The 24,301-nt window shown below is 69.9% G+C and carries 22 protein-coding genes; 10 read left to right on the forward strand and 12 right to left on the reverse strand.

Annotated elements, in window-relative coordinates:
- Positions 1–13: 13 nt before the first annotated feature.
- Both NB3_RS14245 and NB3_RS14250 read right to left on the reverse strand, forming a co-directional pair.
- Positions 14–958 (reverse strand): YegS/Rv2252/BmrU family lipid kinase, encoded by a 945-nt coding sequence (locus NB3_RS14245; RefSeq protein WP_067802356.1) that lies wholly within the window; start codon positions 956–958, stop codon positions 14–16.
- Entirely contained in the window at positions 955–2,532 is a 1,578-nt protein-coding gene (locus NB3_RS14250) for an FAD-binding oxidoreductase (RefSeq protein WP_067802789.1), read from the reverse strand. The genes NB3_RS14245 and NB3_RS14250 overlap by 4 nt, the downstream gene beginning before the upstream one ends.
- 114 nt (positions 2,533–2,646) lie before the next feature.
- Between NB3_RS14250 and NB3_RS14255 the strand changes: the two genes are divergently transcribed.
- A complete protein-coding gene (locus NB3_RS14255; RefSeq protein ID WP_244891905.1) occupies positions 2,647–3,306 on the forward strand; it encodes a TetR/AcrR family transcriptional regulator in 660 nt (219 codons plus the stop codon).
- 40 nt (positions 3,307–3,346) lie between these two features.
- Positions 3,347–4,888 (forward strand): glycerol-3-phosphate dehydrogenase/oxidase, encoded by a 1,542-nt coding sequence (locus tag NB3_RS14260; protein ID WP_157111794.1) that lies wholly within the window; start codon positions 3,347–3,349, stop codon positions 4,886–4,888.
- Between the two features lie 18 nt (positions 4,889–4,906).
- On the opposite strand, the gene NB3_RS14265 is transcribed toward NB3_RS14260, so the two are convergent.
- Both NB3_RS14265 and NB3_RS14270 read right to left on the reverse strand, forming a co-directional pair.
- Entirely contained in the window at positions 4,907–5,425 is a 519-nt protein-coding gene (locus NB3_RS14265) for a GNAT family N-acetyltransferase (protein ID WP_067802362.1), read from the reverse strand.
- Positions 5,426–5,467: 42 nt separating this feature from the next.
- Positions 5,468–6,139, reverse strand: coding sequence for a TetR/AcrR family transcriptional regulator (locus tag NB3_RS14270; RefSeq protein ID WP_067802365.1), 672 nt, complete (start codon positions 6,137–6,139; stop codon positions 5,468–5,470).
- 371 nt (positions 6,140–6,510) lie between these two features.
- Here NB3_RS14270 and NB3_RS14275 point away from each other — a divergent pair, with 371 nt between their 5' ends.
- The 4 genes from NB3_RS14275 to NB3_RS14290 all read left to right on the forward strand — a co-directional run bounded on the left by NB3_RS14275 (position 6,511) and on the right by NB3_RS14290 (position 11,779).
- Positions 6,511–7,770, forward strand: coding sequence for an FHA domain-containing protein (locus NB3_RS14275; protein WP_067802368.1), 1,260 nt, complete (start codon positions 6,511–6,513; stop codon positions 7,768–7,770).
- An 85-nt stretch (positions 7,771–7,855) separates the two neighbouring features.
- Positions 7,856–10,153 carry an FdhF/YdeP family oxidoreductase gene (locus NB3_RS14280; protein ID WP_067802370.1) on the forward strand — a complete coding sequence of 766 codons (2,298 nt, stop codon included), beginning with the start codon at positions 7,856–7,858 and terminating at the stop codon, positions 10,151–10,153.
- A 121-nt stretch (positions 10,154–10,274) separates the two neighbouring features.
- Complete coding sequence (gene fdhD / locus NB3_RS14285; protein ID WP_067802373.1) at positions 10,275–11,114, forward strand: formate dehydrogenase accessory sulfurtransferase FdhD; 840 nt, start codon at positions 10,275–10,277, stop codon at positions 11,112–11,114.
- Positions 11,115–11,194: 80 nt separating this feature from the next.
- Positions 11,195–11,779 (forward strand): hypothetical protein, encoded by a 585-nt coding sequence (locus NB3_RS14290; RefSeq protein ID WP_174553201.1) that lies wholly within the window; start codon positions 11,195–11,197, stop codon positions 11,777–11,779.
- A 47-nt stretch (positions 11,780–11,826) separates the two neighbouring features.
- Here NB3_RS14290 and mihF read toward each other — a convergent pair whose 3' ends face one another.
- Positions 11,827–12,141, reverse strand: a complete 315-nt coding sequence (mihF, locus tag NB3_RS14295) for an integration host factor, actinobacterial type (RefSeq protein WP_039796616.1) — start codon at positions 12,139–12,141, stop codon at positions 11,827–11,829.
- Positions 12,142–13,014: 873 nt separating this feature from the next.
- Between mihF and NB3_RS14300 the strand changes: the two genes are divergently transcribed.
- The 3 genes from NB3_RS14300 to NB3_RS14310 all read left to right on the forward strand — a co-directional run bounded on the left by NB3_RS14300 (position 13,015) and on the right by NB3_RS14310 (position 15,175).
- Positions 13,015–13,392, forward strand: coding sequence for a nuclear transport factor 2 family protein (locus NB3_RS14300; protein WP_067802376.1), 378 nt, complete (start codon positions 13,015–13,017; stop codon positions 13,390–13,392).
- Between the two features lie 106 nt (positions 13,393–13,498).
- Positions 13,499–14,068: a carboxymuconolactone decarboxylase family protein gene (locus NB3_RS14305; RefSeq protein WP_067802379.1), complete on the forward strand. Its 570-nt coding sequence runs from the start codon at positions 13,499–13,501 to the stop codon at positions 14,066–14,068.
- A gap of 225 nt (positions 14,069–14,293) precedes the next feature.
- Positions 14,294–15,175 (forward strand): hypothetical protein, encoded by an 882-nt coding sequence (locus NB3_RS14310; protein ID WP_067802381.1) that lies wholly within the window; start codon positions 14,294–14,296, stop codon positions 15,173–15,175.
- Positions 15,176–15,286: 111 nt separating this feature from the next.
- On the opposite strand, the gene NB3_RS14315 is transcribed toward NB3_RS14310, so the two are convergent.
- The 7 genes from NB3_RS14315 to NB3_RS14345 all read right to left on the reverse strand — a co-directional run bounded on the left by NB3_RS14315 (position 15,287) and on the right by NB3_RS14345 (position 21,642).
- Positions 15,287–15,553, reverse strand: coding sequence for a ribosomal protein L7/L12 (locus tag NB3_RS14315; protein WP_067802384.1), 267 nt, complete (start codon positions 15,551–15,553; stop codon positions 15,287–15,289).
- A gap of 27 nt (positions 15,554–15,580) precedes the next feature.
- The gene (locus tag NB3_RS14320; protein ID WP_067802387.1) at positions 15,581–15,991 is read right to left on the reverse strand and encodes an STAS domain-containing protein; all 411 of its coding nucleotides are present in this window, start codon (positions 15,989–15,991) and stop codon (positions 15,581–15,583) included.
- A gap of 129 nt (positions 15,992–16,120) precedes the next feature.
- Positions 16,121–17,401 carry an ATP-dependent Clp protease ATP-binding subunit ClpX gene (clpX, locus tag NB3_RS14325; RefSeq protein ID WP_067802795.1) on the reverse strand — a complete coding sequence of 427 codons (1,281 nt, stop codon included), beginning with the start codon at positions 17,399–17,401 and terminating at the stop codon, positions 16,121–16,123.
- A gap of 463 nt (positions 17,402–17,864) precedes the next feature.
- Entirely contained in the window at positions 17,865–18,533 is a 669-nt protein-coding gene (locus tag NB3_RS14330; RefSeq protein ID WP_039796610.1) for an ATP-dependent Clp protease proteolytic subunit, read from the reverse strand.
- A gap of 70 nt (positions 18,534–18,603) precedes the next feature.
- Positions 18,604–19,191 carry an ATP-dependent Clp protease proteolytic subunit gene (locus NB3_RS14335; protein WP_067802392.1) on the reverse strand — a complete coding sequence of 196 codons (588 nt, stop codon included), beginning with the start codon at positions 19,189–19,191 and terminating at the stop codon, positions 18,604–18,606.
- A gap of 235 nt (positions 19,192–19,426) precedes the next feature.
- Positions 19,427–20,803 carry a trigger factor gene (gene tig / locus NB3_RS14340; protein WP_067802798.1) on the reverse strand — a complete coding sequence of 459 codons (1,377 nt, stop codon included), beginning with the start codon at positions 20,801–20,803 and terminating at the stop codon, positions 19,427–19,429.
- Between the two features lie 263 nt (positions 20,804–21,066).
- Positions 21,067–21,642 carry an FKBP-type peptidyl-prolyl cis-trans isomerase gene (locus NB3_RS14345; protein WP_067802395.1) on the reverse strand — a complete coding sequence of 192 codons (576 nt, stop codon included), beginning with the start codon at positions 21,640–21,642 and terminating at the stop codon, positions 21,067–21,069.
- A 189-nt stretch (positions 21,643–21,831) separates the two neighbouring features.
- On the opposite strand from NB3_RS14345, the gene NB3_RS14350 reads away from it, so the two are divergent.
- Entirely contained in the window at positions 21,832–24,300 is a 2,469-nt protein-coding gene (locus NB3_RS14350; protein ID WP_084486235.1) for a phosphoketolase family protein, read from the forward strand.
- Position 24,301: the final 1 nt, after the last annotated feature.

The following is a 24,301-nucleotide window of genomic DNA, read 5'->3' on the forward strand; positions in this document are numbered from 1 at the left end:
AAGCGGGCAGGAGTCACGGCACCACGACGGTCAAAGCCGCCGGGACGGCCCTGATCGTGATCGGCAGGGCGCCCGCCGGTTCGCCGTCGGCCGTGGCGGGCGCACCCGCGGCGGTGAGCGTGACGGCCGCGGCACGGAACTGCACGACCCCCGGATGATTCTGGCGTTTTCCCGCCGACAGCGCGGGCAGCAAGCGCAGCATCTCCCGGCGCGACAGCGCGCCGACCACGGTGAGGTCGAGCAGTCCGTCGTCCATGATCGCGTCCGGACAGATCAGCATGCCGCCACCGTAGGTGCGGGTGTTGCCGACCGCGACCATGACCGCCTCGGTCTCCAGCAGTGAGCCCGCGCCCGGGTTGGCGAGCCCCTCGGTCACCGCGTCCACCAGCTCGACCCGATAGGGCACGGTGAAGCGCCCGGAGATCTCGGCCAGCGCGGCGACGGTGTAGCGCAGCCTGCCCTTGGGCCAGCGCATCTCGTTGGCGCGCAAGGTGACCCGCGCGTCGAATCCGGTGCCTGCCACCGTGGCGAACCACATCGGCGCGCCGGGCGATTCGATCCGCCCGAGATCGATCGTTCTGGTCCGCCCGCGCAGCACGAGCGCGGCGGCGGCGACCGGGTCGTCGGTCGGCACACCCAGTTCCCTGGCCAGGTCGTTGCCGGTGCCCGCGGGAACCATGGCGAGCGGGACGCCGGTCTCCGCGACGGCCGGAAGGGTCACGTTGACCAGGCCGTCGCCGCCGATGCAGACCACGGCATCGGGCGGGGCCGCGCTCGCGACGGCATCCCGCACCTGCCGGACCGTTTCGGCGGCCGAGGGCGCGCGCACCTCGCTGACCTCGGCGCCGCCCGCGCGCAGGCGGGCGATGGCCGCGCTCGCCGCGTCGCCGCTCCTGCCGTGCCCGGACCGCGGGTTGGTCACGACGGTGACCTTGCGCACCGGCGAATAGTCGCTCACGGCACCAGCTTTCCTGGATTCAGGATGCCGGCCGGATCGAGTTCGGCCTTCACCGCGCGCAGGACGCGCACGCCGAGCTCACCCACTTCGTCCGGCACCCAGGGACGATGGTCGGTGCCGACCGCGTGGTGATGGGTGATGGTGCCGCCCGCGGCGATGATGGCGTCGCCCGCCGCGCGTTTGGCGGCCTGCCACTGGGCCAGCGGGTCGTCCGACTGCTTGGCGACCACGGTGAAATACAGCGACGCGCCGGTCGGGTAGGTGTGCGAGATGTGGCACATCACCAGCGGCGGCGTTCCCTGCGCACCGAGCGACTCGCTCAGCGCCGCGGTCACCTCCGCCTTGAGCGCGGTCAGGCCGGACCAGGTGGTCGCGGTCTCCAGCGTCTCGCAGAGCACGCCTACATCCAGCAGCGCGTCGCGCAGATACGGCGCGGCGAACCGGCCGTGCTCCCATTCCCTGGCCGCTGTCTCACCCAGGGCCGAGCCGCCCGCCGCCGCCAGCAGCGCACCCGCTTCCGCGCTGCGCGCGGCGACGTGCGCGGCGCTGCCCTCGTAAGTGGTGATGGCCAGGCATCCGGCCACCGGGTTGCCGCCGATGTCGCCGGAGCGGGCGAGGTTGATCCCGGTCTCCGCTTCGTCGGACAGCCGCAGCACGGTCGGTGCCGCGCCGGCCTGCACCACCGCGCGCAACGCGGCGGCGCCGGTCGCGAAATCGGGGAACGACCACGCTTGGTAGGCGACGGTTTCCGGGACCGGGTGCACGCGCAGGGTGACCTCGGTGATCACGCCGAGCGTCCCTTCCGATCCGACGAACAGCTCACGCAGGTCCGGCCCCGCCGCCGAAGCGGGGGCACGCCCGAGCACCAGCGTGCCACTGGGCGTGGCGATCTTCAGCCGCTGCACCATGTCGTCGAAGCGGCCGTAGCCCGCCGAAGCCTGGCCGGAGGACCGCGTCGCGGCGAACCCGCCAATGGTGGCGAACTCGAAACTCTGCGGGAAGTGCCCGAGGGAGAGCCCGTGCCCGCCGAGCAGTTCCTCCGCGCGCGGGCCGGTGAGTCCCGCCCCCAGCGTGGCGGTGCCGCTGATCGGATCGATCGCGGTGACCGTGTCCAGTCTGCGCAGGTCCAGGGCGATCACGCTGTCGAAACGACCGCGCACGGGTTGCACGCCGCCCACGACGCTGGTGCCGCCGCCGAACGGAACCACCGCGACGGAGTTCGCCGCGCAGTAGGCGAGCACGGCGAGCACCTCGTCGTGGCCGGCCGGGAAGACGACGGCGTCCGGCGCGTCCTGCGGACCATCCGCCCTGCGGCGCAGCAGATCGGGTGTGCTCTTCCCCCCTGCGTGCCGTAGCCGATCGCGGTGGTCGTCCGACACGTGCTCGGGACCGACCACCGCGACCAACCCGGCTCGCCGCGCGGGCGTCAACGCCGATTCGCGCAGTGGCACGTCGCCCTCGTCGCGACGCGCCACCGGGTTGCCGGACACTCCGAACACCTGCGTCAGCAGGCCGCGGACCCGGTCCGAAAGGGGCTGATGCCCGGCCGGGACGCCCCAGGCATCCCAGACCATACTCGCCGCCGGCCCGCTCACGTCGGCCTTCGCGGCGGACGCCGGATCGGCCGAGGTGTGCTGCTCTGTCTCCACCATGCGTTACAGTTTGACATAGACTGTCAAGCAGTAATGGTGGCCGATCTACTCCCCGGTGGTGACACGTTGACCGCTCCTGACGACTCCGCCGAGCGCCTCTCGGCGACCGACCTGGCGATTCTCGACGCCGCCCGCGCCTGCGTGGCGGAATTCGGCGTGCGCCGCACCACCCTCACCGAGGTCGCGCGACGAGCGGGCGTCAGCAGGCCCACCGTCTATCGCCGCTGGCCGGATACCGGCGCGCTGGTGGCCGAACTGCTGGTGCGTGAGCTGCGCGGGATCGTGGCGGCGGCGATGCCGTCCGCGGGCAGCGCGCGCGCCAGACTCGTCGACGGCGTGGTCGCCGGAGCGGCGACGGTCCGGTCGAATCCGTTGTTCGGCAAGATCTTCCGCACCGACACCGACCTGATGCTCACGTACGTCTTCGGCAGGCTCGGGCGCAATCAGCGCGCTCTGATCGAACTGTTCGCCGCGGGTATCCGCGACGGCCAGCGGGACGGCTCGATTCGCGCGGGCGACCCGGACCGCATGGCCACGATGCTGCTGCTGATCGCCCAGTCCGCGGTGCAGTCGGCGGGCACCGTCGCGCCGCTGCTGGCCGGCGAGCATCTCGATACCGAACTCCGTCGCGCGATCGACGGATACCTCGACCACCGCGAAACCGGCGGGACCGCAGGCCAGGAGTATCCGCTATGAGCCGTGGTCGCGCTTCTCGTCAGAACCGAAAGGCCTCGTGATGAACCCTGATTCGGGACACACCGGTGATTCCGCGTTGAACGCCGCCCGGCGCGCCGCGGATCTGTCCCGGCTCGGCGACGGCGCCGAGGTCGACGTCCTGGTGATCGGCGGCGGCGTCACCGGCGCGGGCGCGGCACTGGACGCCGCGGCCCGCGGGCTGCGCACCGTGCTGGTGGAACGCCACGACCTGGCCTTCGGCACCAGCCGCTGGAGTTCCAAGCTGGTGCACGGCGGCCTGCGCTATCTGGCGAGCGGCCGGGTCGGCATCGCGCACGAGAGCGCGGTGGAACGCGGCATCCTCCTGCGCACCACGGCGCCGCACCTGGTGCGTCCGCTCCCCCAACTGGTACCGCTGCTGCCGAATGTCGGCACGACGCAAGCCGCGTTGGTGCGCGCCGGCTTCCTGGCCGGTGACCTGCTGCGGCGCGGCGCCGGCACTCCCGCGGCGCTGCTGCCCCGATCCCGGCGCGTCGCCGCCGCGGAGGCGGTGCGGCTCGCACCGACCGTGCGCCGCGCGGATCTGCGCGGCGGGTTGCAAGCGTGGGACGGACAGCTGGTCGACGACGCGCGCCTGGTCGTGGCGCTGGCGCGCACCGCGGCGGCCAACGGCGCGCGGATTCTGACCCGTGTCGAAGCCGATGACGTGACCGGTACTTCGGCGACCCTGCGCGACACGCGCACCGGCGAGACCCTCACGGTGCGGCCGCGCGCCGTGGTGAACGCCACCGGCGTCTGGGCCGATCAGGTGGATCCGAGCATCCGGCTGCGCCCGAGCCGCGGCACCCACCTGGTGTTTTCGGCTGCCTCCTTCGGCGGCTTGAGCGCGGCGCTCACCGTACCGGTGCCCGGCAGCGTCGGCCGCTTCGTCTTCGCCTTCCCCGCCGCGCACGGCAGGGTGTACCTGGGATTGACCGACGAGGACGCCCCCGGCCCGGTTCCCGACGAGCCGAAGGCCACCGACGGTGAGATCGATTTCCTGCTCGACACCGTCAACCCCGCCCTGCGCGAGCCGCTGACCCGCGATGACATCCGCGGCTCGTACGCCGGATTGCGCCCACTGCTGGAGACCGCCGACGACAGCACCGCCGACATCTCCAGGAAGCACGCGGTGCTGCGCTCCCCGACCGGGATCGTCACCATCGTGGGCGGCAAGCTCACCACTTACCGGAAGATGGCCGAGGACGCGATCGACGCCGCCGTCGCGCACGGCGGTCTGACCGCTGGACCGTGCCGCACCCGGCGGTTACCGCTGGTGGGTGCGGTTTCCGGCGCGGAGCGCGACCGCATCGACGCCCCGCCGGTGCTGATCGACCGCTACGGCGGTGAGGCGGCCACCGTGCTGGCCGCGGCACGTCGTGATCCGGTCCTCGCCGAACCGGTCGCGCCCGGAATCGACGTGCTCGCGGCGGAATTCGCGTTCGCGGTGTCCCACGAGGGCGCGCTCGACGCGGGCGACCTGCTGGATCGGCGCACGCGCATCGGCCTGATCGCCGAAGACCGGGTCGCCGCGGAACCGGCAGCCGTGCGCGCGCTCACCTGACCGCCCGGTTCTGGCAGCTCAGTCCATCGACCACGTGGACAGCTCCGCGCGCATGCACGCGCGCGGCCAGCGGTCGAGCCCATGGGCCCGCTCGGCGGCGCGGAGCGCGACCAGCCCTGGCGTCTCTTCCCCGGCCGACAGGTACCGGAAGCCGAGCCGTTCGTAATACGGCCCGTTCCACGGCACCTCGGTGAACGTGGTCAACGTCAGCGCGGGCAGGCCGGCGGCGGCCGCCCATCGCGCGGCCTCATCGAGCAGGCGCTTGCCGATCCGGCGCCGCGCGTGCTCGGGGCGTACCGAGACCTGCTCGATGTGGGCGTTCCCGTCGACCACCCCGGCGACGAGGTAACCGATCGGCAGATCGTCGTCGGTCCACACCCAGGCCCGCCCGGCCTGCTGGAACTGTCGCAGCGTCGCCAGCGGCGGTGGTTCGTCGTCGGCCACGGTCGTCATCCCGATTTCCGCGAACGGCTCGCCCGCCGCGCGCTCGATGTCCTGGAGCACGGGGAGGTCTTCGGGTGTGGCGGGCCGGATCACCGGCTCAGTGTGAATGCCCGTCGGCGGTCGGGCCAGCGAATTTCACTCCGCCCGCGTGGCGAGGATGCCGTTGAGCAGTACTCGCACGGCCCAGGCCGCGCGCGCCTCGCCGCCGCCCGCCAGCAGCGCCGCCCGCATGGCGACGACGGTCGGATAGCGGTCGGCCGGAAGTTCCGCGAAGCGCCGCTCGATCGTGGCGAGGTACTCCTGTTCGCTGCCGCCGCCCGTCCGGTGCGCGCTCTGTTCGGCCGCCGACGCGGTGATGTGCAGATACAGCAGGTCCACCGCCCACGCCGCGGTCCGGTCGTCCAGTCCCGCCTCGGTGAGCGAGCGGAGCATCGACTCCACCAGTCGCATGGCGTTCGGGCTGCTCGGAATCACGCCGAGCGCCACGAGCGCCAGACCTTCGTGCCTGCTCATCGCCGCCACCATGGCATCGATCAGCGCGGTGAGCCGTTCCCGCCAATCCGCCCCGGCGGGTTCGGGCACCGAACCGAGGACATGGTCGAGCATCGCGGCCATCAGATCGTCGCGATTGGCGACGTACACGTACAGCGACGCGGCGCCGGTGTCCAAGTCCTGTGCCACCCGGCGCATGGTCAGCGCCGCCGCCCCATCCCGGTCCAGGATGCGCAGGCCGGTCTCCACGATCACCTCGCGACTCAGCGGAGCTTTGGCCGGACGGGCCCTGCGGCTGACGGCTGCTGCGCTCATGGGGCGAGCATAACCAGGGCCGAACGCCGTTCGGACGAACGGCGCAATTCCACAGCGGATGGGCACAGCCGTGATGCGGGGAAGAAGTGCGTCAGTCAGACCAACTGTGACCCACGACATGCTGATACACCGCCCCGCATGACCGGCCGCTCGCTGCGGAAAACACCACAACACGCAGCTCACAGTCCCCGCCTAAGGCGGAACCGACCACTGGCGAGAACCCGGGCGGCGGAGTGTGATTCGAGCATCCGGCGGCATGGACCTGCGTTCGCGCTGTCCGCTTCGGGATGCGCGCGGACCCCGGTTCGGTTGTCGCCGACGCTCTATGCTGGCTTCGGTATGCCGGTAGTGCGCCGGGAAGGAGGGCGCGGGTGCGCAGAGAACCGTCCACCGTTGGTATCGCACCGGGCGACGGGCTCGTCGCCCGTTTCGGTGCGGTCGTCGCCTACCTCGGGGCCGAAACGACCTCGACCGACCGGATACTCGGCACCATCGAAGCCGTGGCCGAAGGCGAGCATCCCGGCGCCGCGCTGGCGCAACGCTTGGCCGCGGTGATCTTCGGCCACACGGTCCAACCGCCGCCGTTCGGCGTGGTCGCGCCGACCGCCGACGGCGTGCTGATCCTGTTGCGCGGACTGGTGACCGCGGAGATCCAAGGCGCGGACGGCACCCGCCGCCTGCACGGTGGGCGCGCGTTCACCTGGGTGGACGAGATCCTGCGCGAACCGGTGCGCCGCATCACGATCGGCGCGGACACCGGCGCGCCGCACACCGCGCTGCCCCGCACGGACCTGCGCTCGGGCGTGGTTCCCGGTGGCGGCTTCGTGCTGAACGCCGCGGTACGCCGCGCCGGAAAGACCGGCCGGCCGCGGACATCCGAGCCTTCCGCGCCGGGCGAGCCCGAGCCAACGGCCGCGGCCGGTTTCGCGGCGATGCCGGAACCGACCGGCGCCGCCGACGCGGTCGTCCAGCCGAAGTCCGGGGCCCGGCCGACCGGTACGTCCGACGCCATCGCGCAGGCGACCCCCGCTCCCCGGCCGACCGGCGCCGTCGACGCCGCGGCAGCGTCGGCCGCACGGCCGACCGAGTCGTCCCGCCCACTCGTGAAACCACGCCCGCCGCGGCCTGTTCCCGATCGACCGCTCGCGTGGTCGCAGGTGCAGCCCGCGCGCGAACCGGTCGCCCTGCGCAAAGCGCCCGACGACGGCGGAACGCACGGCCCGCGCCCCGCAGTGCTGTCCGCGGACTCCGCCGTCGGCGCCTTGGTCACCGAAGAGGGGGCGGCCTACCCGTTGGACCGCGCCTACGTCATCGGGCGCGGACCACAGGTGGACGAAGCCGTCCGCACCGCCGCCGCCGAGCCGATCGTCCTCCAGCGTGATCGCCACGTCTCGCGCGTCCATGCCTATGTCTCGGTGGACGGCGGCAAGGTGTACATCCGGGATGCGGCCGCTACCTCGGGCACCTTCATCGCCGGTCCCGGCACCGATCAATGGACCCGCATCAGCACGTCCCCGACCGAACTCCCGCCCGGCTGGCGCGTCCGCATCAGCGAACGGGTCCTCACCCACCGCGGCGACGCCCACCGCACGGGCACGGCCGATATCGCGGGAGCGCGCCGCCGTTCGTGACCGCAGGCGCGTCCGGGGTTCCAGCGAGAACAGGCGATCGACCGGCCGCGTCGGGGTCGGTCCGCCCGGGGAGGACAATGGCGGCATGCACCGAAACGGACCGAGCCGCGACATCGACGAGTCCGAGTTGACGGTGACCCCGCCCGAGGAGCAGGCCGCGGGCGTCACCGCCGTGGCGGTGGCGTTGAAACGCTCGATCGAGGAGATGGGCGTCGTGCGCACCGCGCGCACCCTGGCGCGGGTCAATCAGGTGCACGGCTTCGACTGCCCCGGCTGCGCGTGGCCGGAACCGACCGGCCACCGCAGGCCCGCAGAGTTCTGCGAGAACGGCGCGAAGGCCGTCGCCGAGGAAGCAACGCTGCGCACGGTGACTCCCGAGTTCTTCGCCGCTCATTCCGTGGCGGAGCTGAACGAGAAGTCCGGCTATTGGCTCGGGCAGCAGGGCAGGCTGACGCACCCGATGGTGCTGCGGCCCGGCGACACCCACTACCGGCCGATCGCCTGGGACGACGCTTACCGTTTGATCGCCGACACGCTGCGCGGACTGGCCTCGCCGGACGAAGCGGTGTTCTACACCTCCGGCCGCACCAGCAACGAGACCGCGTTCCTCTACCAGCTGCTGGTGCGCAGCTTCGGCACCAACAACCTGCCGGACTGCTCCAACATGTGCCACGAGTCCTCCGGCGCGGCGCTGTCGAACTCGATCGGCATCGGCAAGGGCTCGGTCTCCATCGATGACTTCGCCAAGGCCGACCTGATCGTCGTCGCGGGGCAGAATCCGGGCACCAACCATCCCCGGATGCTCAGCGCGCTGGCCGAGGCCAAGGCGAAAGGCGCCAGGATCGTCGCGGTGAACCCTCTGCCCGAGACCGGGCTGCTCGGCTTCCGGGACCCGCAGACGATCAAGGGCGTCACCACCGGAGTGCCGATCGCCGACGACTTCCTGCAGATCCGCCTCGGCGGCGATATGGCCCTGTTCCAGGCGCTGGGCCGCCTCCTGCTGGAAGCCGAGGATCGCGCGCCGGGCACGGTGGTCGACCTGGCGTTCGTCGACGCGCACTGCGCGGGCTACGCCGAGTACGAAAAGCACGTGCGCACGGTCGATTTCGACACCGTGCTGGAGGCGACGGGCCTGTCCATGGCCGAGCTCGAGCACACCGCCGAGCTGTTCGCCCGCTCACGCAACATCATCCTGTGCTGGGCGATGGGCCTCACCCAGCAGACCCATGCCGTGGCCACCATCGAGGAGGCCACCAACCTGCTGCTGCTGCGCGGCATGATCGGCAAGCCGGGCGCGGGCGTGTGCCCGGTGCGCGGTCACTCGAATGTGCAGGGCGACCGAACCATGGGCATCTGGGAGAAGATGCCCGCCGCGTTCCTCGACGCCCTCGACCGCGAGTTCGGCATCGCCAGCCCGCGCGAGCACGGCTTCGACACCGTCGCCGCCATCCGCGCCATGCGCGACGGACGGGCGAAAGTGTTCGTCGGCATGGGCGGCAACTTCGTCTCCGCGACCCCCGACACCGCCGTGACCGAGGCCGCGCTGCGCGGCTGCGCGCTCACCGTGCAGGTCTCCACCAAACTCAACCGCAGCCACGTCGTGCACGGCCGCACCGCGCTCATCCTGCCGACGCTCGGGCGTACCGACCTCGACCTCGCCCCCGACGGCGGCAAGAACCAAGTCTCGGTGGAGGACTCGATGTCGATGGTGCACCTGTCCACCGGACGGTTGAAGCCGGTGAGCGACCACCTGCGCAGTGAAGTCGCCATCGTCTGCGAACTCGCCCATGCGCTCTTCGGCCCCGATCACGCGGTGCCGTGGGCGCGCTTCGCCCGCGACTACGACAGCATCCGCGACGCCATCGCCCGCGTCGTGCCCGGCTGCGCCGACTACAACGCGAGAGTCCGCGACCGCAACGGCTTCCAGCTACCGCATCCGCCGCGCGACGCCCGCGAATTCCGCACCGCCACCGGCAAGGCCAATTTCGCCGTCAACGAGCTGACCTGGCTGCCGGTCCCTGAAGGCAGACTGATCCTGCAAACCCTGCGCAGCCACGACCAGTACAACACCACGATCTACGGCCTCGACGACCGCTACCGCGGCATCCACAACGGCCGCAAAGTGGTGCTGGTCCATCCCGACGACATCACCGCGTTCGGTTTCCGCGACGGCGATCTGGTCGACATCGTCTCCGAATGGACCGACGGCACCAAGCGCCGCGTCGAAGGCTTCCGCCTGGTCTCCTACCCCACACCGCGCGGCAACGCCGCCGCCTACTATCCCGAGACCAATCCCCTGGTACCGCTGGACCACGTCGCGAAACGATCGAACACGCCCGTCTCCAAAGCGGTCACCATTCGGTTCGAGGCGAGCAAGGCATGACCAACCGGGTCCGGCCACAGGACAGCGCGGCCCCACACGGGCTCGCTCGCGCCGCCGGGGAACGCCGCGCGGGCGGCACGCCCCGCGCGATGAGCGCCCCTCGCCCCGAAGGGGACACGGCATGAGCCGCGTCACCGCCCGCCGCCGGATGCGCCGGATCTCCTCCAGCGGAGAGATCCACCGCCCGGACACGCTCGCCGTCGAAGAACCCCTCGAGATCCGCATCGGCGGGCAACCGCTGACGGTCACCATGCGCACCCCCGGCAACGACATCGACCTGGTGCACGGATTCCTGCTGAGCGAAGACGTGATCGGCTCCGCGGAGGACATCGTGGCCGCCCGCTATTGCGCGGGCACCGACGACCAGGGCCGCAACACCTACAACGTCCTCGACATCACTCTGCGCACCCCTGTCCCGGTCCCGGCTCGTTCCTTCCTCACCACAGGCGCCTGCGGACTGTGCGGAAAGACGGCCCTGGACGAGGTCCGTACCCGTACCCGGTTTCCGTTGCCCGCCGGCGGCCCGGTGGTGGATACCCGGGTGCTCGCCGCGATGCCCGGCCTGCTGCGCGACCGCCAATCGGTGTTCGAGGCCACCGGCGGCTTGCACGCCGCGGGCCTGTTCACCGCCGACGGCGAAGCACTCGCGGTGCGCGAGGACATCGGCAGGCACAACGCGGTGGACAAGGTGATCGGCTGGGCACTGCGCGAATCCCTGATACCCGCCCATGATTCGGTGCTGATCGTGAGCGGGCGCGCGTCGTTCGAACTGGTGCAGAAGGCCGTCATGGCCGGAATCCCGATGCTCGGCGCGGTCTCGGCGCCGAGCTCGCTCGCGGTCGATCTCGCCGCTGACGCCGGACTCAGCCTGGTCGGCTTCCTCCGCGGCGACACCATGAACGTCTACACCGTCCCGGAGCGGATCCGCGCCGTGCCGGGCGCGGACTCGTTGTTGGCCTGACTCACTATTGCCCGCGCCGGACGCCCGTTCTACCGTGACTGCACGGCGCCGGAACGGATTCTGCGAGAACGGAGCGGCCGATGCGGATCTCGGTGGAGGGGAACTCCGATGGCCTGCGGGTGCGGATGCGGTTCGAGCAGTACCGCCGCCTGCTGCTGACGCGGATCGTGCTGGCCGTCTTGGCGGTGCAAGGAGCGATCGTCGGGCTCTGGGCCACGCTCGCGCCGCACTCCTGGTACACGAGTTTTCCGGGTTTCGGCGCCCGATGGGTCGCGTCGGACGGCCCGTACAACCACCATCTGGCAGCCGACGTGGGGGCCTTCTTCCTGGCGCTGACCGCGGTGACGATCGCCGCGCTGGTGGTCAACCGGACCACCGCGGCCCGGATCGCGGGCGTCGGCTGGCTCACCTTCGGTGTGCCCCATTTCCTGTACCACGTCCTGCACCAGCCCGCGGAGCTCGGCGCAGCCGGCTTCACCGCCAGCCTGATCGCGGCGTTGTTGCTGGTGGTCGGCGGAGCGGTCTGCCTCTTCCTGCCGCCACGGGGCGAGTTGCCCCTCTCGGAGCCGCGACCGGTGACGCTGCGTTTCCCGCGCCGCCGTCCGCCGAGCGGCAAACCCGGCAGCCGAGTCCGGGACGCCCGTGGGAGATCACCACGGGCGTGATCCGGTGAATCCGCGGATGACGCCGCGTCTTCCGAATTCCCCGCCCGTCAGTCCTTCAGCGCTTCGAGCAGTGCCGCCCGCTGACGCGCCCCGAGCCCACCGATCCGGCGATCCTCCGGGATCTCCGCCTGGTCCATCAACTTCGCGGCCTTCACCGGCCCGACACCGGGCAGCGCCTTGATCACCGCCGCGACCTTCGTCTTCTTCACCAGTTCGTCGGAGTCGGCCTTCTTCAGCAGATCCGCGACCGAAACCTTGCCCGCCTTCACCTTGCCGATCAGTTCGGAGCGTGCCTTGCGGACCGCAGCCGCCTTGGCCAAGGCCTCGGTGCGCTGCTCTGCGGTCATGGTAGGCAGTGCCATGTCTCCTCCGCTTCCACTCGTCACTCGAACATCTGGTTGACCGGACCGAGTAAACAGCACGGCACCGGGAGCGCAAGCTCGACACACCGCGCGCGAACAGCGGAAATAGCGATGAATTTCCCCGCTCCGCGCCGTCGGAACCGGTGAACGGCCGACGCTCGCCGGACGAAAAGGACGAAAGGACCATCACCTCACGCGGCTGTTCCGCAGCCGGTTCGGCTCACCCGATGGCTCATGCCGAACACGGGGCGCCTCCGGCAGCGACTCGGCTGTCGCGCGGTAACACGAGGGCCGGTGTTCCCGACAAAGTCAACAGATGCCGAGCGCGGGTCATGGTTCAACGGCGAACCTGGGGGGGGGGATCAACGGCGATCCCCCCGAGCCCGCTCGAGTGACTCCGAGCGGCCCCTTCACCCCGCACAACAGAACAACGTCCGGTTCGCACGGACGACATGACGGCAGGAGGCCGAGCCCCCGCCGGGAACGCCTTCGTCCGCGGTACTGAGCACGAGCCCGCCAGACGATCCGGCGCGGACCATCACCGCGTCGCGGCGACCGCCGTGCGCTGCCTCGCCGTCGGGTTCAACGCTCCCTTCACGCTCGCGGCCGACGCTTACCGGCGCAGCGCCCTCATCTCGCCGCGCCGGGTGCACCGCGTCGCGAGCGGCGACCGGACGATGTTCCACCTTTCCGAATCCCGGTTCACGCACCGCACCCACGTTCGCCGCCGCCGGATGACGCGCGCCGGTCAGCCACGCCCTGCTCCTCCACCGCAGCGCGGACGGGTCTACCGAACGAAGCGAAGGGATCGAATCGGGCGCGCCGACGCGCTAGGCTACGAACTAGAACACGTTTCACTTCGAAGGAGACTCGGTGCCCAAGCAGATACGCGACGTGGTCGAGCAGTACGTCAAGCTGGTCGGGTCCGGCCCGACCGAGGACATCGTCGCGCTCTACGCGCCCGACGCGATCGTCGAGGACCCCGTCGGCACCGCGCCCAAGCAGGGCCACGACGCCATCCGCGAGTTCTACGAAGTGCTCGCCGCACTGGATCGGGAGACCGAACTGCGGCCGGAAGATGTCAGGATCGCGGGCAATCAGGCCGCGTTCCCGTTCACCATCGTCACCAAGGTCGGCGGACAGCGCTTCGTCCTGTCGCCGATCGACGTGATGGAGTTCGACGAGGAAGGCCGGATCACCGGGATGCGCGCCTACTGGAGCCAGGAGGACATGCGGGTCGAGCCCGAGTAGCGCGCGACGGCCGGGTGCGCCACGTCACATCGCGGCCCCATCACATTCCGGCGCGGTCTCTCGTCCGAGAAGTAGGAACCACATCCGCTGATCGAAGGAGATCGACATGGGCGCCACCCGTATCGCCGCCGTCACCCCGCAGCAGGCCGGACCGACGACCAAGCTGCTGTACCGGCTGGCCAAGCGCCGCTTCCGTGAAGTGCCGGAGCCCTTCGCCGTCACCGCCAACCACCCGAAACTGCTGCGCGCGAACGCGGTCCACGAGACCATGGTCGACAAGGCCAGCACCGCTCTCCCCGCCGTCATCCGCGAGATCGCGGTCTATCGCACGGCGTGGACGATCGGGTGCTCCTGGTGCGTCGACTTCGGCGCCATGCTCATGCGCCTGGGCGAGCTGGACGTCGCGCGGCTGGAACACATCGCCGACTACGCGACCTCGCCGTTGTACTCCGACGACGAGCGCGCCGCCATCGCCTACGCCGACGCGATGACCGCGACGCCGACCACGGTCACCGACGAACAGGTCGCCGACCTGGAGCGGCGGTTCGGCCGTGCGGGCGTGATCGAGCTCAGCTACCAGATCGCGCTGGAAAACTCACGCGCCAGGTTCAATTCGGCGCTGGGCATCACCGCCCAGGGCTTCAGCACCGATTCCTGCCGCGTGCCCTGGGCGTGAAAACGGCCGCGGCGCTGCGGAAATCGTCCGGGCTCACCTGGCACTTCAGCGCCGCGTCCGCTCCGGGCTGTCGCTCCGGCCCGGAATGCACTAAGAATAAGAGGTGTTGACGTCGCCTGGCCGTGCCGCGGCCTGCGAGCTATCTTCGCGAGTTCGGTTGCGTAATAGGCCGTGTCGGCGTCTTCGGTGTCTCGAGTTCCCCTCCGCCCGACCGTTTGGAGCCGCATGCTCGACGAACAGACCCCCGACGACGACGTCGCACGGCTGGCCAGACGAGTCGAGAAGGCCCGCGGCCGGCTCGCCTACCAGTTCGACCCCGCGCTGACCGGCGCGCTGTCGGAGGAGGAGTTGCTCGCCGAACGCGAACTGGCCGAACGCATCCGGACCCAGGACCGCGACCAGCGCTGGAAGCACGCCGAGGCGGGCGCCGCCGCCTCCGACCGGGCGCGGCACACCGCGGAGGCCATCGAGAAGGCCGAGATCAGAGACCTGCTGCTGGCGCGAAAGGCGATCGCCGCGCAGCGGCGCGCCTCCAGCCCGCACGCCAGGCTGGCCTCGCTGTACCGGCACCGCTCCTGGTCGCTCGGCGCGCTGGCCGGCGTCGTCGCCGCCGGAATGCTGTGGTCGGCGGTCAACGTCCAGCACAACATCGCGCCGGGTGGGCCGGACGACCCGCTGTACTGGTTCAGCTACCTGCTCGAGGCGATGATCAGCGTGTCGCTGATCATCATCATGATCGGCACGAACAAGGTCACCGAATGGGGCGTGCTGGACAGCCGCAGCCAGGTGGCGGCGGCCGAGATGGCTTTGCTCGCGCTCACCGTGGGGCTGAACACCTACCCGTACGTGAGCGCGGGGCGGTGGTTCGACGCGGGCGTGCACGGAGTCGCCCCGGTGATGATCGGCGTCGCCCTGCTCATCCACGATGCCGCGAGCGCGCGATACGGACGTGCGATCGGCTACGCCACCGAGCAGGTGCGCAGTCTGCCCGACCCGACGGGGCACGACCCCTTGCCGGAACGCTCCCCGGCGGACAGCCTGTCCAGCGCGGACGTCGACTTCCCGGTGGATCTGCGCAACCCCGTCGTCCAGGGCGCACACGGCTAGGTCTATACCGCTGCGGCGCAGCACAAGTCGTTCGGAAGCGGCGCGCCTACCCGCACATGACAGCGACAGTGTTCGAGCCGTCGTCCGGGTGCTGGTCGTACGCCCGGATGATCAGTACGGATATCGCCGTTCGACGGCGTCCTTGGCCTCTTTGAGGCCGCACCCGGTGAGTTCGCGATACCGCTTGATCGCGTGAATCTTCTTGCCCTGCGCGAGAAGCGCATCGACTTCGGCCATGCCGTCGCCGTGCGGGACCGACGGCACGGCACGCGGCGGCGCGGCCGAAGCAGGCGCTTCGATGCCCAGATGGCGCATGATCAGATCGAGCTTGGCGTGCAGGGCGTCGACCTCGCGCTCCAAGCGCCGGTTGGCGAACATGCCCCGATGGTAACGACCGGAACCGCCTCACGCCGCGTCGAGCACGGCGTCGGCGAGATTCGACATGGTCTCGAAGCGCGCCAGGTCACCGGCCAGCTCCAACAGCCGGTCCACGCACCGGGGCCCGGTGACCAGGCGCATCCTGCGGCCGGTCTCGGCCAGCATGGACCGCGCGTCGACCAGCACATGCAGCCCGGCGACCCCGAAGAAGGTGACCTTCGACAGATCGACCACTACCAAGGGCGCCGCCGTACCCAGCGAGCCGATCAGCCTGCGGCGAAACACTTCGGCGGTGTAATGATCGACTTCGCCGGCCAGCGCGCACAGCGTGACGGAATCGCTCGGCACGGTGACGGAGATCTTGAGCCGCTCGGCGGGATGATCGGCATTGCGAGCCGCGGTGAGAACGTACGAGGGATTGGCCAAGCCTGCCGACATGAGGACCTCGGTCCAGTCGCCCGCGAGCCGCTCGCGGGAATCATGCGCCCCGGCGCGGAACGCCGGAACTAGGCTGTTTGTTCAACCCTCACGAAGGAGTACCCACTACCACGGGCCGCCACACCCGAATTACGCGGACTTCTCCCGGCGCTCCGGCCGCTGCGCCTTGCGCGGCACGATGGTGGGCAGGACGTTGTCGTTGACCGTGTCCGCGTTGACGACCACCTTGGCGACGTCGTCGCGACTGGGGATGTCGTACATCGCGGGCTGCAGGACTTCCTCCATGATCGCCCGCAGGCCACGCGCGCCGGTGCCGCGCAGAATCGCCTGATCGGCGACCGCCTCCAGCGCGTCGTCGGTGAACTCGAGATCGACCCCGTCCATCTCGAACAGCCGGACGTACTGCTTGACCAGCGCGTTCTTCGGCTCGGAGAGGATCTTGACCAGCGATTCCTTGTCCAGGTTGGTCACCGAGGCGACCACGGGCAGACGGCCGATGAATTCGGGGATCAGACCGAACTTGATCAGGTCCTCCGGCATGACGTCGGCGAAATGATCGGTGGTGTCGATCTCGGCCTTGGAGCGCACCTCGGCGCCGAAACCGATGCCGCGGTGGCCGGTGCGGTCGGAGATGATCTTCTCCAGACCGGCGAAGGCGCCCGCCACGATGAACAGCACGTTGGTGGTGTCGATCTGGATGAACTCCTGGTGCGGGTGCTTGCGCCCGCCCTGCGGCGGCACGCTCGCCTGGGTGCCCTCCAGGATCTTCAGCAGGGCCTGCTGCACGCCCTCACCGGAGACGTCCCTGGTGATCGACGGGTTCTCGCTCTTGCGGGCGATCTTGTCGACCTCGTCGATGTAGATGATGCCCGTCTCGGCGCGCTTGACGTCGTAGTCGGCGGCCTGGATCAGCTTCAGCAGGATGTTCTCGACGTCCTCGCCGACATACCCGGCCTCGGTCAGCGCGGTGGCGTCGGCGATGGCGAACGGGACGTTCAGCATCTTCGCCAGCGTCTGGGCCAGATAGGTCTTGCCGCAGCCGGTGGGACCGAGCATCAGGATGTTGGACTTGGCCAGCTCGACGGTCTCGCCGCGGCTGTCGCGCCCCTTGTCGCCCGCCTGGATGCGCTTGTAGTGGTTGTAGACGGCCACCGCGAGAGTGCGCTTGGCGGTGTCCTGGCCGATGACGTAGTTCTCCAGGAACTCCCGGATCTCGGCGGGCTTGGGCAGCTCATCGAGCTTCACCTCGCTGGATTCGGCGAGTTCCTCCTCGATGATCTCGTTGCAGAGATCGATGCACTCGTCGCAGATGTACACCCCTGGTCCCGCAATGAGCTTCTTGACCTGCTTCTGGCTCTTTCCGCAGAACGAGCACTTCAGCAGATCGCCGCCATCTCCGATGCGCGCCATCTCGTGGGTCCCTACTTCCTTGTCCGCGTGCAACCGTCCGTCCAGGTTGCCAGCTGTCCACCACTTTCGCAGCCGCAAACGCATCGGCTGATCTCGTGGCCGGTGGGGCAGTGCCGTCAACCGGGAGCAAAGGTCCCTAGGTTGACCGTACCCGGTGTTCGGGATGGAGGTCGACAACTCGCGCATGTTTCTCGCGCGGGTTGTGCGAGTCGTCACGACGCCGAAGCGCGAAGCCCTCGCCGGAGCCGCGTCGACACCTCCGCACCGCCCGCCGCGCCGCGCCGTCGGTTCGAACGAATTCTCGAATCCGAGGTGGGGCGTGGGCGGTCCGGCCGGGCGGTATGCCCGATTGCGTACTCCCCGGCCGGAATTCCCCTGTCACGAAGCAATTCAGAGCGGACCGCCGCCGGGATCGGCAATTCGCCCCGCCGTCCCGGACCAGCCGGAAACGGCGATTCGCGCCTTACTTCTGCGCGCTGAGCTTCCGGTAGTCGAAGACCGTGTCGATGATCCCGTACTCCTTGGCCTCCTCGGCCGTGAGGATCTTGTCGCGGTCGGTGTCCTTGCGGATGGTGTCGGCGTCCTTGCCGGTGTGCCGCGCGAGCGTGGTCTCCATCAGGCGGCGCATGCGCTCGATCTCGGCGGCCTGGATCTCCAGATCCGACACCTGACCCTGGATGCCACCCTCCAGCGAGGGCTGGTGGATCAGGACGCGGGCGTTGGGCAGGCAGGCGCGCTTGCCCGGCGTGCCCGCGGCCAGCAGCACGGCGGCGGCCGACGCGGCCTGGCCAAGGCAGACGGTGGCGACGTCGGCGCGCACGTACTGCATGGTGTCGTAGATAGCCATCAGCGAGGTGAACGAGCCACCGGGCGAGTTGATGTACATGGTGATGTCGCGGTCGGGGTCCAGCGACTCCAGCACCAGCAGCTGCGCCATGATGTCGTTCGCCGAGGCGTCGTCCACCTGCACGCCGAGGAAGATGATGCGCTCCTCGAACAGCTTGTTGTACGGGTTGGACTCCTTGACGCCGAAGCTCGAGTGCTCGATGAACGACGGCAGGATGTAGCGCGCCTGCGGGCTCTGCGGTGCCATGCCGGACAGGCCGGCGCGCGGGTCGATCGAATTGGCCATCTTCGTCTCCAAAGTCGGTGCGGCGGCCGGACGTTCGAGGTGTCCGGGGGCCTGTGGGTGATCCGGTGCGTTACTTCTTGGCGCCGTTGGCCTGATTCGCGTGGCTGATCACGTGGTCGATGAAGCCGTATTCCAGGGCTTCGGCCGCGGTGAACCAGCGGTCGCGGTCGGCGTCGGCGGTGACCTGCTCGACCGACTTGCCGGTGTGCAGCGCCTGCAGCTCGTTCAGCTCCCGCTTGGTGTGCGCGAACTGCTCGGCCATGATCGCGATGTCGGCCGCCGAGCCGCCGATCCCCGCCGACGGCTGGTGCATCATGATCCGCGCGTGCGGCAGCGCGTAGCGCTTGCCCTTGGTGCCCGCGGTGAGCAGGAACTGCCCCATGGACGCGGCCAGGCCCATGCCGTAGGTGGCGATGTCGCACTCGGCGAACTGCATCGTGTCGTAGATGGCCATGCCCGCGGTCACCGATCCGCCCGGCGAGTTGATGTAGAGCGAGATGTCCCTGGTGGGATCCTCCGCCGAGAGCAGCAGGATCTGCGCGCACAGCTTGTTCGCGATGTCGTCGTCGACCTGGGTGCCGAGGAAGATGATGCGCTCACGCAGCAGGCGCTCGTACACCGAATCACTGAGGTTGAGACCAGCAGTCGCGGTTGTCATGACCCCTGCCTGGTTGATTGTCACGGATACCTGCCTTCTCTCGCCGGCTCGTTGCGGATTGCCACATAGCCATCACTGGTTGGATATGCCGCACCCGGTCGGATATGGCCATCCAACTTGCCGTCACAAACATTAACGAAGCAGGGCGGCACCGAACTCCCGGTACCGCCCTTTCTTCGCTCACAGCGCAATCAGCGCACCTCGCGGGCGTCGATCACGCCGACATTCCATGGATTTATTCGGCGTCCGCCGCGGCCGTCTCTTCGGCCGCGTCCTCGTCCGCGGAATCGCCGGGCGCGCCGAACATTTCGGCGGTGTCCACCCGGTTGCCCGCGGAGTCGGTGACGGTCACCTGGCCGACCACGCCCGCCAGCGCCTTGCCGCGCCGCACGTCCGCGAAGATCGCGCCGAGCTGGCCCGCCTGCTGCACCTGCTGGATGAACTGCTCCGGGGACAGGCCGTAGCGCTGCGACTGGAACAGGATCCGCTCGGTGAGCTCCTCCTGGCCGACCTGGGTGCCCTCCGCCTCGGCGATCGCGTCCAGCAGCAGCTGGGTCTTGACCGACTTCTCGGCGGCCTGCTTGGTGTCGGCGTCGAACTCCTCGCGGGTGCTGCCCTGCGCCTCGAGCGCCTCGGCGAACTTGGCCTCGTCGTGGTCGAAGCCGTGCACCGCGTCGTGGGTCACCGCGTCGATCTCGGCCTGCACCACGGCGTCGGGCAGCGGCACCTCGACCTGCTCGAGCAGCGTGTCGAGCACCTTGTCGCGGATCTCGCCTGCCTGCTGCACCTTCTTGACCCGCTCGACGCGGCTGCGCAGATCGGCCTTCAGCTCCTCCAGCGTGTCGAATTCGCTGGCCAGCTGGGCGAACTCGTCGTCGGCCTCGGGCAGCTCCCGCTCCTTGACGGTCTGCACGGTCACGGTGATGACCGCGTCCTTGCCCGCGTGCTCGCCCGCGACGAGCTTCGAGGTGAACTCCTTCGACTCGCCCGCCGACAATCCGACCAGCGCCTCGTCGAGGCCCTCGATGAGCTGACCGGAGCCGACCTCGTGGGACAGGCCGGTCGTGGCGGCCTCGGGCACCTCCTCGCCGTCCACGGTCGCCGACAGGTCGATGGAGACGAAGTCACCGTTCTGCACCGGGCGCTCGACCCCGGTCAGGGTGCCGAAGCGCTGGCGCAGCGACTGCAACTGCTCCTCGATGTCCTCGTCGCCGACGGTGAACGCGTCGACGGTGACCTCGATGCCCGAGTAGTCCGGCAGCGTGATCTCCGGACGCACGTCGACCTCGGCGGTGAAGGCCAGCTCCTGGCCGTCCTCGATCTTGGTGATCTCGATCTCCGGCTGACCGATGACCTTCACCTCGGAGGTGGTCACCGCCTCGCTGTAGCGGCCGGGCAGCGCGTCGTTGACGACCTGCTCCAGGATCGCGCCACGGCCGAGACGGGCCTCGAGCAGCTTCGCCGGCGCCTTACCGGGACGGAAGCCGGGGATGCGGACCTGCTTGGCCAGTGCCTTGTACGCGCGGTCGAAATCCGGCTTCAGCTCCTCGAAGGGCACCTCGACATTGATCCGGACCCGGGTCGGGCTCAGCTGCTCGACGGTGCTCTTCACGGACATGCTCCTTGTTCGTTGTTCGTACTGGTTGACGTTCGTTCTGCGGCGCCACGCCCCCGGCGTTCCCGGTTCGGAACGACGGGCGGGGCGGCCCTACGCCGGCTGCCGCGCTCCCCCACCGGCGCCGATCCGAACCGGAGTCCCGGCCTCGGCCGAGACGACGAGGGGTGCGGCGTACGCCACGCATCCCGACCAGGTTAGTTGACCGGCCGAGCGGGCCTGCACCCGGCGGTGCCCGTGGCGGGCCGTGAGCGGCCGGTCTACTTCCCCACCGACACCGCGTCGGTCACGAAGACCAGCGTCTCGTACGGCGCGATGCCGCGTCCACCCGCGCCGTAGCCCAGCTCCGGCGGCACGATCAGCAACCGGCGCGCGCCTTCCTTGACGCCGACCAGCCCCTGGTCCCAGCCGTCGATGACCTGGCCCGCGCCCAGGGTGAGCTGGAACGGCTTGCCGCGATCGAACGAGCTGTCCAGCGTCTTCTTGTCCGACCAGGTGACCAGCGCGTAGTTCATGGTCAGCTGCTGACCGGGCGCGGCGGCGGGCCCGCTGCCTTCCTTCAGGTCCTTGACGATCAGTTGCTTCGGCGGGTCGCAGTTGTCGGGCAGGGTGATCTTCGGCGCGGCGCCGAAATCGCCGCTGACCCCGATATCGTCGGCCGTGCACTCCCTGCCCTTGCTCGGCGTGGCCGGGCGCTGCGCGGAAGGCCCCGCCGCGACGGTGGTCCTCGTCGTGGAGACGGCCGTGGCGAACTTGTCGTCCGAGCCGCAGGCCGCCAGCGCGACGGTGGTCGCGGCGAGGACGCCGACCCCGATGATCCTTCCGAGAATGTGCATGCCGCGGACCCTAGACCAAACGCGGCCGCCGGGCCGGACGGACTTCACACGACACGCTCGGAAGCCGCGGCGGCTAGGCTTGGCGGTGAATTCTCCGTCCGGCGTTGTCGATTCCGGTCGGCAACCGTTGCAGGACCGGGACGGCGTGCGCCGCCGTCCCGATGCCGAGAGCGTGAGGAGAGTCGGCCCATGACCCATATGGCGAGTGCGGGTGGCGATACGTCGGCGGACAACGTCGGCAGCACCGGCGGCCGGACCGTCGCACCGCGTCCCTATCGGCTGGCGGACGTGCCGGGACCACTGACGCGCGAGGAGCTGGCGTCGATCGACGCGTGGTGGCGGGCCGCGAACTATCTCGCGGTCGGCCAGATCTACCTGACGGCGAATCCCCTGCTGCGCGAACCGCTGCGCGCCGAGCACATCAAACCCAGGCTGCTCGGGCACTTCGGCACGGTGCCCGGCCTGAACCTGGTCTGGGTGCACGCCAATCGCGCGATCCGGCAGCGCGGCCTGAACGCCGTCTTCGTCGCCGGGCCTGGGCACGGCGGTCCCGGCCCGAACGCCTGCGGCTGGCTGGAGGGCACGTACTCCGAGGTCTACAGCCACATCGCGCAGGACGCCGACGGCATGGGCGCGCTGTTCCGCCAGTTCTCCTTTCCCGGCGGCGTGCCGAGCCACTGCGCACCGGAGACGCCCGGCTCCTTCCACGAGGGCGGCGAGCTCGGCTATTCACTGCTGCACGCGTTCGGCGCCGCCTTGGACAATCCCGATCTCACCGTGTTCTGCGTGGTCGGCGACGGCGAGGCGGAAACGGGACCGCTGGCGACGAGCTGGCATGCGAACAAGTTCCTCAATCCGGCGCGGGACGGCGCGGTGCTGCCGATCCTGGCGCTGAACGAGTACAAGATCGCCAATCCGACCATCCTGGCCCGCATCCCGGAAACGGAGCTGCTGACGCTGCTGCGCGGCTACGGCTACGAGCCGGTCGTCGTCGCGGGCGACGATCCCGCTGCCGTCCATCAGGCGATGGCCGCGGCGGTGGACACGAGCATGGACCGCATCGCCCGGATCCAGCGCGCCGCGCGCGACGGCACCGACGGGACGCGGCCCAGCTGGCCGATGATCGTGCTGCGCACACCCAAGGGCTGGACCTGTCCGCCGGTGGTGGACGGCGATCAGGTGGCGGGCACGTTCCGCGCGCATCAGGTCCCGCTGCCCGCGGCGCGCTCGGACGACGGGCACCGCGCGGTGCTGGAACAGTGGCTGCGGTCCTACCGCCCGGAGGAGCTGTTCGACGAGGACGGCAAGCCGGTGCCGGAGCTGACCGCTCAGGTGCCCGTCGGCGATCGGCGGATGAGCGCCAATCCGGTCGCCAACGGCGGCACGCTGCTGCGCGACCTGCGCCTGCCGGACTGGCGCGACTTCGGCGTCGAGGTCACCGCGCCCGGCGCGACCTCGCACGAGGCGACCAAGGTGCTCGGCGGCTGGCTGCGCGAGGTCACCAGGCGCAATCCGGACAACTTCCTCACCTTCGCGCCGGACGAACTGGCCAGCAACCGCTTGCAGGACATCCTCGAGGTCACCGGCCGCAACTGGCAGGAGGAGATCGATCCGCGCGATCAGAAGCTCGACCGCGCGGGCCGGGTGATCGAGGTGCTGTCCGAACACATGTGCCAGGGGCTGCTGGAGGGCTATCTGCTCACCGGCAGGCACGGCGTGTTCACCTGCTACGAGGCGTTCATCCACATCGTGGACGCCATGTTCAACCAGCACGCCAAGTGGCTCGACGCCAGTTCGGCGGTGCCGTGGCGGCGTCCGATCCCCAGCCTGAACTACCTGCTGTCCTCGCACGTGTGGCGCCAGGATCACAACGGCTTCACCCACCAGGACCCCGGCTTCCTGGACGTGGTGCTGAACAAGAAGGCCTCGATCGTGCGGGTGTATCTGCCGCCGGACGCGAACACGCTGCTGTCCACCTACGACCACTGCCTGCGCTCGCGCCACTACGTGAACGTGGTGGTCGCGGGCAAGCAGCCGCAGGCCGACTGGCTGTCGGTGACCGAAGCCGCCGAGCACTGCGCGCGCGGGATCGGCATCTGGCCGTGGGCCTGCCACGGCGACGAGGTGGGCACCACACCGGACGTGGTGCTCGCCTGCGCGGGTGACATACCGACGCTGGAGACCCTTGCCGCGGCGGCGATCCTGCGGGAACGCCTGCCCGAGCTGCGCGTCCGGGTGGTGAACGTGGTCGACCTGATGCGGCTGCAACCGCGCGAGGAACATCCGCACGGCCTGCCGGACTGTGAGTTCGACACCCTGTTCACCAGGGACCGGCCGGTGATCTTCGCCTTCCACGGCTATCCGTGGCTGATCCACCGGTTGACCTATCGGCGCGCCAACCACGACGGACTGCACGTCCGGGGTTATCGGGAGCGGGGCACCACCACCACGCCGTTCGACATGGTGATGCTCAACGATCTGGACCGCTACCACTTGGTGATGGACGTCATCGATCGGGTGCCGAGCCTGCGCGAACGGGCCGCGGGCCTGCGGCAGGAGATGGCCGACGCGCGGTGGACGGCCCGCGCGTGGACCAGGGAACACGGTGAGGACATCCCGGAGGTCGCCGACTGGAGCTGGCCCTACGAGCGCGCCTGAA

It is taken from the genome of Nocardia beijingensis NBRC 16342, assembly GCF_001612785.1.
In the GTDB taxonomy this organism is placed as follows: domain Bacteria; phylum Actinomycetota; class Actinomycetes; order Mycobacteriales; family Mycobacteriaceae; genus Nocardia; species Nocardia beijingensis.

Bases quoted from the DNA above. Each gene is read 5' to 3' on its own strand.
- NB3_RS14250 (WP_067802789.1), bottom strand. From the start codon at position 2,532: ATGGTCTGGGATGCCTGGGGCGTCCCGGCCGGGCATCAGCCCCTTTCG.
- NB3_RS14260 (WP_157111794.1), top strand. From the start codon at position 3,347: ATGAACCCTGATTCGGGACACACCGGTGATTCCGCGTTGAACGCCGCC.
- NB3_RS14270 (WP_067802365.1), bottom strand. From the start codon at position 6,139: ATGAGCGCAGCAGCCGTCAGCCGCAGGGCCCGTCCGGCCAAAGCTCCG.
- NB3_RS14280 (WP_067802370.1), top strand. From the start codon at position 7,856: ATGCACCGAAACGGACCGAGCCGCGACATCGACGAGTCCGAGTTGACG.
- fdhD (WP_067802373.1), top strand. From the start codon at position 10,275: ATGAGCCGCGTCACCGCCCGCCGCCGGATGCGCCGGATCTCCTCCAGC.
- NB3_RS14290 (WP_174553201.1), top strand. From the start codon at position 11,195: ATGCGGATCTCGGTGGAGGGGAACTCCGATGGCCTGCGGGTGCGGATG.
- mihF (WP_039796616.1), bottom strand. From the start codon at position 12,141: ATGGCACTGCCTACCATGACCGCAGAGCAGCGCACCGAGGCCTTGGCC.
- NB3_RS14305 (WP_067802379.1), top strand. From the start codon at position 13,499: ATGGGCGCCACCCGTATCGCCGCCGTCACCCCGCAGCAGGCCGGACCG.
- NB3_RS14310 (WP_067802381.1), top strand. From the start codon at position 14,294: ATGCTCGACGAACAGACCCCCGACGACGACGTCGCACGGCTGGCCAGA.
- NB3_RS14315 (WP_067802384.1), bottom strand. From the start codon at position 15,553: ATGTTCGCCAACCGGCGCTTGGAGCGCGAGGTCGACGCCCTGCACGCC.
- NB3_RS14320 (WP_067802387.1), bottom strand. From the start codon at position 15,991: ATGTCGGCAGGCTTGGCCAATCCCTCGTACGTTCTCACCGCGGCTCGC.
- clpX (WP_067802795.1), bottom strand. From the start codon at position 17,401: ATGGCGCGCATCGGAGATGGCGGCGATCTGCTGAAGTGCTCGTTCTGC.
- NB3_RS14330 (WP_039796610.1), bottom strand. From the start codon at position 18,533: ATGGCCAATTCGATCGACCCGCGCGCCGGCCTGTCCGGCATGGCACCG.
- NB3_RS14335 (WP_067802392.1), bottom strand. From the start codon at position 19,191: ATGACAACCGCGACTGCTGGTCTCAACCTCAGTGATTCGGTGTACGAG.
- NB3_RS14345 (WP_067802395.1), bottom strand. From the start codon at position 21,642: ATGCACATTCTCGGAAGGATCATCGGGGTCGGCGTCCTCGCCGCGACC.
- NB3_RS14350 (WP_084486235.1), top strand. From the start codon at position 21,832: ATGACCCATATGGCGAGTGCGGGTGGCGATACGTCGGCGGACAACGTC.